Raw genomic sequence first — 11,279 nt, 5'->3', positions numbered from 1 at the left:
TGCGAGCCTGGCGCGCCCTGCTGCGGCGCGCGCGTTAGTCGATTACCTCACTTGGCGCACAACCCGCGCGCAGCCAGATACACCGGGACGCCCAGGCCCACCCAGGCGAGCGCGTCCCAGGCCCCGTCGCCCAGCAGTGCGGCGAACAGCCCGGCGCCGCCGAGCACGGCGATGACCAGCGGCCAGGCGAAAATACGTCGCGTGCTTTGCGATCTGTGACTCATGCTGGCACCTCCCGCCGTTTGCGCTGCTTGCCCCACCACAGGTACAGGCCACTGAGCAGCACGACGATGGTCAGCAGGTCCAGCGCCGCCCAGAGGATCTGCATCGGTCGTCCGCCGTAGTCGCCGAAATGCAGCGGTTGCGACAGGCCCATGGCGTCCATGTACCAGGGACGCTCGCCGACGGCTGTCACTTGCAGCGTGCGGGCATCGATCAGCACGGGGGTGAACAGGTGCGAGGTGAGGGGCGTGGCGCCGTTCATGAACACCGCGTAGTGGTGCTCGCTGGAGAAGCGTGTGCCGGGAAAGGCGATGAAGTCCGGGCGCATGCCCGGCGCGGCTTGCTGGGCGATGCTCAGTAGCTGCGTGGCCGGGGCGCGTTCGGTCAACGGCGCGGCCTCGCGATAGGGCGCGACCATCGCGGCCAGGCTGTCGTTGCGCCAAGCGGCGATGACCAGGTCGGACAGGGCGCTGATCACGCCGGTCACGCCCACCACCAGCGCCCAGGTCAGGGTGACGATGCCAATGAGGTTGTGCAGGTCGATCCAGCGCACCCGCGACGACTTGTCGGTGCGCACCGAGGCGAAGCGCAGGCGGCGCATGAACGGCGCATAGAGCACGGTGCCGGAAACGAGGGCGACGATGAACAGCAGGCCCATGAAGGCCAGCAGCAACTTGCCGGGCAGGCCGGCGAACATATCCACATGCAAGCGCAGCAGCACCATCATCAGACCGCCATTGGCCGCCGGCATGGCCACCGCCTCGCCCGTGCGCGCGTCGAGCATGAAGGTGTGCGATGAGTTGGGATCGCTGCCCGCCGTGGCGGCAGTGATCGCCACCACGCCGTCGGGAGTGTCCTCATCGAAACCGAAATACTGCATGACCTCGCCGGGTCGATGCTGCTCGGCCTTGAGCACCAGTTGTTGCAGGTCCAGGTGAGGCGTGCCGGACGGCAGCTCGCGCAGCACGGGCGCGTCACCGAGCAGGTGTTCGAGCTCGTGGTGGAAGATCAGCGGCAGGCCGGTCAGGGCCAGCAGCAGCAGGAACAGCGTGCAGACCAGGCTGCTCCAGGTATGGATCGCCGACCAGCGGCGCAGGGTTTGGCTTTTCATCTCAGGTCCCGCAGGGGTCTTGGGCCGCGCCCTCGCGCAGCGGGTTTGCGAGGGCGCAGTCGGTCAGAACTGGTACTTGGCGCTGACCACCACGCTGCGTGGGTCACCGTAGTAGCAGTAGTAGCTGTCGCAGGTGGACAAGTAGTTCTTGTCCAGCAGGTTGGTGGCGTTGACCGCCACCGAGGCGCCCTTGAGGCTGTTGTCCAGGCGGCCGAGGTCGTAGTGCACGGCGGCATCGAACACGGTATAGGCCTTGGCCTTGCCCAGGTAGGTGTTGGCCTGGTCGCCATAGGTGTTGCCGGTGTAGCGCGCCCCGGCGCCGACGCCGAAGCCGTCGAGCACACCGCTATGCCAGGTGTAGTCGGTCCACAACGAGGCTTGCTGATTGGGCATCAGTTGCAGACGGTTGCCTTTGTAGAGGCCGTTCTGCACCTCGGATTTGGCCAGGGTGTAGGCGGCGATCACCTTGAGGTTCTCGGTCACCTCGGAGGTGGCCTCCAGTTCCAGGCCGCGGACTTTTACTTCGCCGGTCTGGCTGGTGACGGTGACGTTGCCTACGTTGTTGGTGACGGCCACATTCTTTTGGGTCAAGTCATAGACCGCTGCGCTCAGCAGTGTGTTGGAGCCTGGTGGCTGATACTTGATGCCCAGCTCCCATTGCTGACCTTCGGTGGGCTTGAGGCCGTTGGTGGGCGATACATCAGCCTTGCTGCTGGGTTGGAATGACTCGGCGTAGGACAGATACGGCACGAATCCTGAGTCGAAGACATAGCTGATCGCGGCGTTGCCGCTGAATTTCTTGTCGCGCTGGGTGTTGGTGGCGTCGCCTTGATTGCGGAACTGCGTCCCGGTGTGCACCCAGTCTTCGCGCCCGCCGAGGGTCAGGCGCCAGTTGTCGAGGGCCATCTGGTCCTGAACGTAGAGGCCGGTCTGGCGGGTCTTCTGGTCGTAATCGTAGAACGCGGTGGATCGGTCCGGGCGCTCGATGGGCAGACCATAGACCGGACGGTTGACGTTGATCGCCGGTGCGCTGCCGAAGATGGCCAGGTAGTTGTTGTTCATGCGCTGGTGGTCCAGGCCGACCAGCAGGGTATGACGGATGTTGCCGGTGTCGAAGTCGCCCTGTAAGTTGTTGTCGACGGCGAACTGGCTGATGTCTTCATCGACATTGGTGGTGCCGCGACCCGTGTTGCCCTGATTGTCCACCACCATGCCGAACCCAGGGTTGTAGCTGTTGACGGTCACGGTCTGGAAGGACAGGTCCGACTTGGTGTAGCGCAGGTTCTGACGGAACTGCCAGACATCGTTGATGCGATGCTCGAAGGCATAGCCCAGTGCGTAGTAGGTGCGGTCGTAGAAGTCGTAGTTGGGATCGCCCAGGTTCTTGTGCCGTGAAACCTTGCCGAACGGCATGTCGATCTTGGTGCCCTGAATCGGGTAGAACTGGCTGGTGACGCCGGTATCGTCCCGTGTGAACTGGCTCAACAAGGTCAGCGAGGTGTCTTCGTCGATATGCCAGGTCAGGCTCGGGGCGATGTTGTAGCGTTTGTCGTCGATATGGTCGATGGCCGTGCCGCCATCGCGCACCACGCCGCTGACGCCGTAGAGCAGGCGGCCGTCGTCGTCGATCTTGCCGGTGCTGGCGAAGTTGATCTGGCGATGGTTGTCGCTGCCGTACTGCACTTCGATTTCGTGCAGGCTTTCGGCTTGCGGGCGACGACTGACGATGTCCAGCAGCCCGCCTGGCGGGGTCTGGCCGTACACCGACGACGCCGGACCGCGTAGCAGGGCCAGGCGGTCAAGGTTCCAGGTTTCCGGTTTCGGGTTGGCATACACCCCGCGCGGCAGCGGCAGGCCGTCGAGGAACTGGGTCGGCTCGAAGCCGCGCACGCGCATCCAGTCGTAGCGGGTGTCGCTGCCGAAGCTGGAGGAGACGATGCCGGGCATGTACTTCACCGCGTCATCCAGGCTGTGAACGCCGCGGTCGCTCATCTGTTGCCGGGTGGCCACCGAGATCGAGCGGGGGGCTTCCACCAGTGCGGTGTCGGTTTTGCTGCCGGCTGCGGTGCGCTTGGCCAGGTAACCGTCGACCGGGCCCCACGCGCTTTCGCTGTCGCCGCTGGCATTCACGGTGGTTTCCGGTAGCGCCACGCTGCCCTGCGGCACACTCACCAGGCTGTAGCTGCCGGCGCTGCCCAGTTGCAGTTGCAGGCCGGTACCGCGCAGGGCGGCCTGCAAGGCCCCGACACCGTTGAAGCTGCCTTTGACCGGCGCCGAGGTGCGGCCGCTGGCCAGGCTCGGGTCCAGGGCCAGGGCGATGCCGGCTTCGCTGGCGATGCGGTTGAGCGTCGCGGCCAAGGGGCCGCTGGGCACATCATAGGTGCGTACGGCGGCCTGTTCGGCGGCGAACGCCAGCGGACCGAACACAGGGGTGGCAAGGCCGATGGCCAGGGCCATGAGGCTGGGACGCAGGTAAGACTCGACAGCGCGGGACATGCAGTGGCTCCTCGACGGATAAGTGCTGACTGCTTCCTTGCCGAGCGAACGATGAAAAGTGACAGGGCTGTTTGAAAATTTTTGGGTCGCTACAGAGGACGGGGGGAGGGTTTACCTGGCCTCGACCGTCACCCACCACGGCGTGCGCCGTTCGATCTTCACCGGCAACGCTGGTACCAGCGAGGCCAGCGCCAGGTCGGTGTCGGTCAAGGGGAAGCTGCCGCTGACCCGCAGTTGCGCTACCTTGCCGGACACGCCCAGGTGGCCGCTGCGGTAGCGGCTCAATTCGGCCACCAGGTCGCCCAGGCGCACGTTGTCCACCACCAGCATGCCGCGCGTCCAGGCATCGGCGCCGGGCTGGACCGGGCCGATCAACCCCAGCCCCTGGGCATTCATCAGCACCTGCTGGCCTTCGTCCAGCACCTGTTCGTTGCCTTGATCACGCGGTTGCGCCGCGACCCGGGCCTGCAGCACTTCCAGCCGCGTCCCGGCGGTCTCGCGCTTGACCAAAAAGCGCGTGCCCAGCGGACGCAGGCGGCCGTCGTCGGTGCGTACCCAGAGCGGGCGCGGGTCGTCGTGACCGGTTTCGACCGAAATCTCGCCCTGGTGCAGCACGATCACCCGCTGTTCGCCGGCAAAGTCGATGTCCACCGCCGTGTGGGTGTCCAGGCTGAGCAACGTGCCGTCTTCCAGGCGCAGGGTGCGCAGTTCCCCGGTGCCGGTGCGCTGGTCGGCCAGCCAGTAGCTGGGCGCCAGCGAGGGTGCTGCGCTCCAGGCCAGCAGCCCGCCGAGCAGCAGCATGCCGGCCAGCCCGCCGCCAAGCTTGCCGACCCGTTGGCGCAGGCCCGCACGCGATTGCAGCAGGGCATGGCGGGCCGGACCGGTCGCCGCGCCGACGCGCTGGTCGAGCAGGCTCAATTGAAACCAGGCACGGGCATGTTCCTCGCTGGCGGCCTGCCAGCGCTTGAAGGCATCGCGCTCATCGGCCGTGCCATCGCCGCCTTCCAGGCACAGCTTCCAGGCGATGGCGGCTTCCAGCACCTTGGCCGAGACCGGCAGGTTGTTCACGTCGGCGCTCCGTACAACGCCACATAGCATTGGCGCAGGCCTTGGGCGATGTACTGGCGCACCCGCGAGACCGAGACGCCCAGGCGCTCGGCGATCTCGGCGTGGCCCAGGCCGTCCAGGCGGTTGTACAGAAACGCCGCGCGCGCCTTGCTCGACAGTGTGCCCAGCAACCGGTCGATGGCCTTGAGGTCTTCGAGGATCAGGTGCTGCATTTCCGGGGAGGGGTGTTCGGCGCTGGGCAGCAGCGCCAGTTCGGCGAGGTAGGCCTGCTCCAGCGCGGCGCGGCGGAAGTGGTCGAACAGCAAACCCTTGGCCACGGCGACGAGGAACGCGCGCGGCTCGCGTGGCGCGCTCAACTGCTCGCGACCCAGCAGGCGCACGAAGGTGTCCTGGCTCAGGTCTTCGGCGCGCTGGCGGCAGGCGATGCTGCGCTGCAGCCAGGCCATCAGCCAGCCGCGATGGTCGCGGTACAGGCTGCCGACCAGCTCGGCATGTGGGCTGTGCACGGACGACAAGGGCGGTCCCCGAAAAGAATGCGTTAAATAACGATAATGATTCGCGATTGTGGCAGAGCTGCACCGGGGGATGCAATTGACGCTTGTCAGAATGCTCGACGTCGCCCGGCGGCTTTTACAGACCGTGAGGCTGCAGCGCGCGGCGCCGCCATTGGCGCAGCCGCTGCTCCAGTTGCAGCGGGCTATCCAGTTGCTGGCGCCGCGCCTGGCTGAACAGGATCAGCGCCAGCTCGGCGGTCACTTGGGCGTCGGCGCTGGCGTGGTGACGCGCCTGCACCTCGAGGCCGAAGCGTGCCACCCAGTCGTCCAGCCCCGCCTCGCGCAGCACCGTGTCGGGGTTGAGCATGGGCGCCAGTTCGGCGACATCGATGAACACCTGTTGCAGGCGGTAACCGAGGGTGTCCTTGAGTGCCCGGCCGAGCATGCCTTGGTCGAATGGGGTATGGAAGGCCAGCACCGGGCTGTCGCCGATGAACTCCAGCAACTCGACCAGCGCCTGGGCAGGATCGCTGCCGGCAGCCAGGGCGCTGGGGCCCAGGCCGTGGATCAGCACGCTGGCGGTGGTCTTCTGCTCTGGCCGACGCAGGGTGCGCTCGAATTGCCCACCCAGGGCGATGGCGCCGTCCTCGATGGCCACCGCGCCGATCGACAGCACCTGGTCGCGTTGCAGGTTCAGGCCGCTGGTCTCCAGGTCCAGCACCACCCAGCGCTGCTCGCGCAGCGAGCACACACCGAGCGCGGCCGGACGTGGCAGGCTGGCCAGGCGCTGTTGCAGATCGACGTCGAGCGTCGGCGTGCGCGGGCGCAGCCAGGCGAACAGTTTCACAGTTGATACCGCTGGGCCAGACTGCTTTGCAGGCGCTGAGCCTGGCGCAGCGATTCGCGCAGGATGCGCCGGTCCAGGTGATTGAGGCTGTCCGGGTCGAGGCGATTGGAGTAGGGCTGGTTGTCGCGGCTCTGGCGCTGGTGCTGCTGCATGCGAGTCTGCTGGATGAAGTGATAGGCCTCCTCGAAGGCGGCGCCGTCGAGGGCGTCGATGACCCCCTTGGCCACCAGCTGGCGCAGGCGTTCCAAGGTGTTGTTGGCGGCGATGCCGTTGGCCAGGGCCAGCAGCCGCGCACCGTCGACGAAGGGGGTGAGGCCCTGGACCTTGAGGTCGAGGGTGGCGGTCTTGTCGTTGCCCTGCCGGGTCAGCACGAAGTCGCGCAGGCGCCCCACGGGCGGGCGCTGGCGCAGGGCGTTGTCAGCCATCATGCGCTGGAAGATGCGGTTGTCCGCGACCTGCGCCAGGATGCTCTGGCGCAACTGTTCGCAACCCTGCTCGTCGCCCCACACCACGCGCAGGTCGAAATAGATGCTCGAACCCAGCAGGTTCTCCGGGCTGGCCTCGCGGATGAAACCGGCGAAACGTTGTGCCCATTCTGCGCGCGACAGGCACAGCTCGGGATTGCCGGCCATGACGTTGCCTTTGCACAGGCTGAAGCCACACTGGGCCAGATCCTGATTGATGCTGTTCGCCAACGGCAGCAGGCGCGCGCGCAACGTTTCGGCCTCGGCGGCGTCTGCGGCATCGAAGAGGATGCCGTTGTCCTGGTCGGTGTGCAGGGTCTGTTCGCGGCGGCCTTCGCTGCCGAAGCACAACCAACTGAAGGCGATCCCCGGATCGCCGTGGTCGGCCAGGGCCAGTTCGATCACCCGGCACACGGTGTGGTCGTTGAGCAGGGTGATGATCTGGGTGATCTGCGTCGAGGACGCGCCGTGGGCGAGCATGCGCTCGACCAGTTGGCCGATTTCCCCACGCAGGGTCACCAGCGCTTCCAGCCGTGGTGCGTGGCGAATGGTGCGCGCCAGGTGCACCAGATCGACGCGCTGCAGGGAAAACAGGTCGCGCTCGGAGACCACGCCGCACAGCCGCCCGTTGTCCACCAGGCAGATGTGGGCGATGTGCCGCTCGGTCATCGCCAGGGCGCCATCGAAGGCGCTGGCCTGTGGCGCGAGGAAGAAGGGCGCGGCGGTCATGTGGCGCTCGATCGGCGCATCCAGCTCTGCGCTGGCGTCGGCGATCACCTGGCGCAGGTCGCGCAGGGTGAAGATGCCGATGGGGAAACGCTGCGTATCGACGATCACGATGCTGCCCACCTGCTGCTCGTGCATCAGGCGCACGGCATCGCGCAGCGGCATGTCCGGCGGGCACACCACCGGGTGACGCATGGCCAGTTCGCCCAGTGGCGTATTCAGCGAGTACTGGGTGCCGAGGGTGTGCGCTGCGCGCTGGCGCACCTGCTGGTTGACCTGATCGAGCAGGCTGCTGACCCCGCGCAGGGCGAAGTCGCGGAACACGTCGGACAGCGAGAACACGCGGATGAACGCGGCTTTGTTCAGTTGCAGGCAGAAGGTGTCTTCGCCGGCCAGGTGCTCGGTGCGCGTGGCCCGTTCGCCGAGCAACGCGGCCAGGGGGAAGCACTCGCCGGTGGCGATCTCGAAGGTGGTTTCCACGCCGGGGCCAGTGACGTGCTGGCGCTCGCCCACCACCCGGCCCTGCTTGACGATGTAGAAGTGCTCCACGGGGCCGTCGGCGGGCTTGATGATGCTCTCGCCGCTGGCATAGAAGCGCAGTTGGCACTGCTCTACCAAGTACGACAGGTGGCCCTGTTCCATCTGGTTGAAGGGCGCAAAGCGCTGCAGGAATTGCAACGTGCCTTGAACGTTCTGCAGGACGGCTGTCCTGCCGGCCTGGGTGAAGGCGTCCTTTTTGCTCATGGGGCTGACCGTCTGCCTTATGCCGAACTATATATATCTATCTATAGGGGCGGCTTTGTTGTTGTCGAACCCCATGGTCGGCCGAGCGTCGGGGGATGCCCATTGGACGTAAGTCTAGCGGGCGAGGGCTTCGTCAAGGTTCCGACGAAAGGAAGGCCGTTACGACGGTTTCGGCGGTCTTAACAACACTGCGGGATTTTTTTGACGAGATGGCCATGGCTGAGCATGACGACATATTGAGTGACGCCGAGCGCGAGGCCCTGGCCGTGGTGAGTGCGCCGACCCCACCCAGGCCGGTGGTGCTGGTGGTGGACGACAATCCGGTGAACAGCGAGGCGTTGAGCCTGTACCTGAAAAGCCGCGGTATCGACTGCATGACGGCCGACGGTGCCGAAGAAGCGCTGTTCAAGCTGCATTACGAGCCGCGCATCGCGCTGATGATCACCGACCTGCGCATGCTGCCGGTGGACGGACTGGAGCTGATCCGCAAGGTGCGCGAGTCGGACTGCGCGCAAGTGTCGATCATCGTGGTGTCGGGCGACACCGACGTGAAGGAAGCGGTGGATGTGATGCACCTGGGCGTGCTGGACTTCCTGCTCAAGCCGGTCGACCTGGGCAAGCTGCTGGAGTTGGTGAAGACGGAGTTGCGGCTTGATTAGTCCGGCCCCGCGCGCGCAGTGAGCGCGGCGGGGCCGGAACGGCTTACAGCCCGTTGCGGGCCTTGAACTCGCGACGACGACGATGCAGCACCGGCTCGGTGTAACCGTTGGGCTGCTTGGCCCCTTCGATCACCAGTTCCACGGCGGCCTGGAACGCGATGTTGTCATCGAAGTTCGGCGCCATCGGGCGATACTGCGCATCGCCGGCGTTCTGCCGGTCGACCACCGCTGCCATACGCTTGAGGCTTTCCAGCACCTGCTCCTGGGTCACCACGCCATGGCGCAGCCAGTTGGCCAGCAACTGCGCGGAGATGCGCAGCGTGGCGCGGTCTTCCATCAAGCCGACATTGTTGATGTCCGGCACCTTGGAGCAGCCCACGCCGTGGTCGATCCAGCGCACCACATAGCCGAGGATGCCCTGGGCGTTGTTGTCCAGTTCGTTGCGGATCTCGTCGTCCGACCAGTTGCGGTCGGTCGCCAGCGGGATGCTCAGGATGTCGTCCACCGACGCCGGGGTACGGCTGGCCAGCTCGCGCTGACGTGCCTGCACATCGACCTTGTGGTAGTGCAGGGCATGCAGCGTGGCAGCGGTCGGCGACGGCACCCAGGCGGTATTGGCGCCGGACATCGGGTGCGCGATCTTCTGTTCGAGCATCGCCGCCATCAGGTCCGGCATGGCCCACATGCCCTTGCCGATCTGCGCACGGCCCTGCAGGCCGGTGGCCAGGCCCACGTCGACGTTGTTGTTCTCGTAGGCACCGATCCATTTCTCGCTCTTCATGGCACCTTTGCGCACCATGGCGCCGGCCTCCATCGAGGTGTGGATCTCGTCGCCGGTGCGGTCGAGGAAGCCGGTGTTGATGAACGCCACGCGTTCGGCGGCAGCCTGGATACAGGCCTTGAGGTTGACCGTGGTACGGCGCTCCTCGTCCATGATGCCGACCTTCACGGTGTTGCGCGGCATGCCCAGCAGGTCTTCGACGCGGCTGAAGATTTCAGCGGCGAACGCCACTTCTTCGGGGCCGTGCATCTTCGGCTTGACGATGTACACACTGCCTGAACGGGTGTTGCGGCGGCTGGTGTTGCCGTTGAGGTTATGCAGGGCGATCAGGTTGGTGAACAGGCCGTCCTGGATGCCTTCGGGCACCTCGTGGCCTTGGGCGTCGAGGATCGCCGGGTTGGTCATCAGGTGACCGACGTTACGCACGAACAGCAGCGAGCGGCCGTGCAGGGTGACCGTGCCGCCGTTCGGCGCGCTGTATTCGCGGTCAGGGTTCATGGTGCGGGTGAAGGTCTTGCCGCCTTTGCTCACGCTTTCGGCCAGGTCGCCCTTCATCAGGCCCAGCCAGTTGCGGTAGACGATGACCTTGTCGTCGGCGTCCACCGCCGCGACCGAGTCTTCGCAGTCCATGATGGTGGTCAGCGCCGACTCCATGAGGATGTCCTTGACCCCGGCGGCATCGGTGCTGCCGACCGGCGTGCTGGCGTCGACCTGGATCTCGAAGTGCAGGCCGTTGTGCTTGAGCAGCACGGCTGTCGGCGCACTGGCCTGGCCCTGGAAGCCGATCAGTTGCGCGTCGTCGCGCAGGCCGCTGTTGCTGCCGCCCTTCAGCGCCACGACCAGCTTGCCGGCGTCGATGCGGTAGGCGGTGGCGTCGACGTGCGAGCCGGCTGCCAGGGGCGCTGCTTCGTCGAGGAAGGCGCGGCCGAAGGCGATGACCTTGTCGCCGCGCACCTTGTTGTAGCCCTGGCCCTTTTCGGCGCCGCCGTCTTCGCTGATGGCGTCGGTGCCGTACAGCGCGTCATACAGCGAGCCCCAGCGGGCGTTGGCGGCGTTCAGGGCGAAGCGGGCATTCATCACCGGCACCACCAACTGCGGACCGGCCATCTGGGCGATCTCTTCGTCGACGTTTTGCGTGGTGGCCTGGAAGTCGCCTGCTGCGGGGAGCAGATAACCGATTTCCTCGAGGAATGCCTTGTAGGCCGCGGCGTCGTGGGCCTGACCCTGGCGTGCCTGGTGCCAGGCATCGATCTTGGCTTGCAGCGCGTCGCGCTTGGCGAGCAGGGCTTTGTTCTTTGGAGCGAGGTCGTTGATGATCTTCTCTGCACCGCTCCAGAACTGCTCGGCGACGATGCCGGTCCCCGCCAGGGCTTCGTCGTTGACGAAGTCGTAGAGAACCTTGGCGACCTGAAGGCCACCGACTTGAACGTATCCAGTCATTGCTTGCCTCACTCTGCTCAGCTGTTTCGCTCTTCTGTATTGAGCCTGTAGCGCTTCTCCCAACACGCGAAGTGTCCGGCCTGCCAGCGGGCTGGAGGACGGGTCGCATGGTGTCACAGGCGCCTCGGCAGACCCCCGGACGACGTTTTGTAGTCTGCGCTGGCGAATACTACATGATGCGCCAGACGCGTGAACATCAGACTAAAAGCGTCGTCCCGCGACCGCTC

9 protein-coding genes are annotated in these 11,279 nt (G+C 65.9%); 1 reads left to right on the top strand and 8 read right to left on the bottom strand.

Annotated elements, in window-relative coordinates:
* Nucleotides 1–47: 47 nt before the first annotated feature.
* The 7 genes from Q7C30_RS09490 to Q7C30_RS09460 form a co-directional block, all read right to left on the bottom strand.
* A complete protein-coding gene (locus Q7C30_RS09490) occupies nucleotides 48–224 on the bottom strand; it encodes a hypothetical protein (protein WP_167335974.1) in 177 nt (58 codons plus the stop codon).
* On the bottom strand, nucleotides 221–1,333 hold the full coding sequence (locus Q7C30_RS09485; protein ID WP_317871361.1) for a PepSY domain-containing protein: 1,113 nt from the start codon (nucleotides 1,331–1,333) through the stop codon (nucleotides 221–223). The genes Q7C30_RS09490 and Q7C30_RS09485 overlap by 4 nt, the downstream gene beginning before the upstream one ends.
* Nucleotides 1,334–1,396: 63 nt before the next feature.
* A complete protein-coding gene (locus tag Q7C30_RS09480; RefSeq protein ID WP_317871360.1) occupies nucleotides 1,397–3,829 on the bottom strand; it encodes a TonB-dependent siderophore receptor in 2,433 nt (810 codons plus the stop codon).
* Between the two features lie 111 nt (nucleotides 3,830–3,940).
* Nucleotides 3,941–4,897, bottom strand: a complete 957-nt coding sequence (locus Q7C30_RS09475) for a FecR family protein (RefSeq protein WP_317871359.1) — start codon at nucleotides 4,895–4,897, stop codon at nucleotides 3,941–3,943.
* On the bottom strand, nucleotides 4,894–5,412 hold the full coding sequence (locus tag Q7C30_RS09470) for an RNA polymerase sigma factor (protein ID WP_317871358.1): 519 nt from the start codon (nucleotides 5,410–5,412) through the stop codon (nucleotides 4,894–4,896). The genes Q7C30_RS09475 and Q7C30_RS09470 overlap by 4 nt, the downstream gene beginning before the upstream one ends.
* 115 nt (nucleotides 5,413–5,527) lie before the next feature.
* Nucleotides 5,528–6,238 (bottom strand): 3'-5' exonuclease, encoded by a 711-nt coding sequence (locus Q7C30_RS09465; RefSeq protein ID WP_317871357.1) that lies wholly within the window; start codon nucleotides 6,236–6,238, stop codon nucleotides 5,528–5,530.
* Nucleotides 6,235–8,172 carry a putative nucleotidyltransferase substrate binding domain-containing protein gene (locus Q7C30_RS09460; RefSeq protein WP_317871356.1) on the bottom strand — a complete coding sequence of 646 codons (1,938 nt, stop codon included), beginning with the start codon at nucleotides 8,170–8,172 and terminating at the stop codon, nucleotides 6,235–6,237. Before Q7C30_RS09460 ends, Q7C30_RS09465 begins: the two co-directional genes overlap by 4 nt.
* Before the next feature lie 215 nt (nucleotides 8,173–8,387).
* Between Q7C30_RS09460 and Q7C30_RS09455 the strand changes: the two genes are divergently transcribed.
* Nucleotides 8,388–8,831: a response regulator gene (locus tag Q7C30_RS09455; RefSeq protein WP_039581218.1), complete on the top strand. Its 444-nt coding sequence runs from the start codon at nucleotides 8,388–8,390 to the stop codon at nucleotides 8,829–8,831.
* Nucleotides 8,832–8,874: 43 nt separating this feature from the next.
* On the opposite strand, the gene Q7C30_RS09450 is transcribed toward Q7C30_RS09455, so the two are convergent.
* Nucleotides 8,875–11,052 carry a malate synthase G gene (locus Q7C30_RS09450; protein ID WP_317871355.1) on the bottom strand — a complete coding sequence of 726 codons (2,178 nt, stop codon included), beginning with the start codon at nucleotides 11,050–11,052 and terminating at the stop codon, nucleotides 8,875–8,877.
* Nucleotides 11,053–11,279 lie beyond the last annotated feature (227 nt).

This window comes from Pseudomonas sp. RAC1 (assembly GCF_030658255.1).
Classification (GTDB): Bacteria; Pseudomonadota; Gammaproteobacteria; order Pseudomonadales; family Pseudomonadaceae; genus Aquipseudomonas; species Aquipseudomonas boreofloridensis.
The sequence above is the reverse complement of the archived record's forward strand: the minus strand, read 5'-3'. Positions and strand labels throughout refer to the sequence as shown.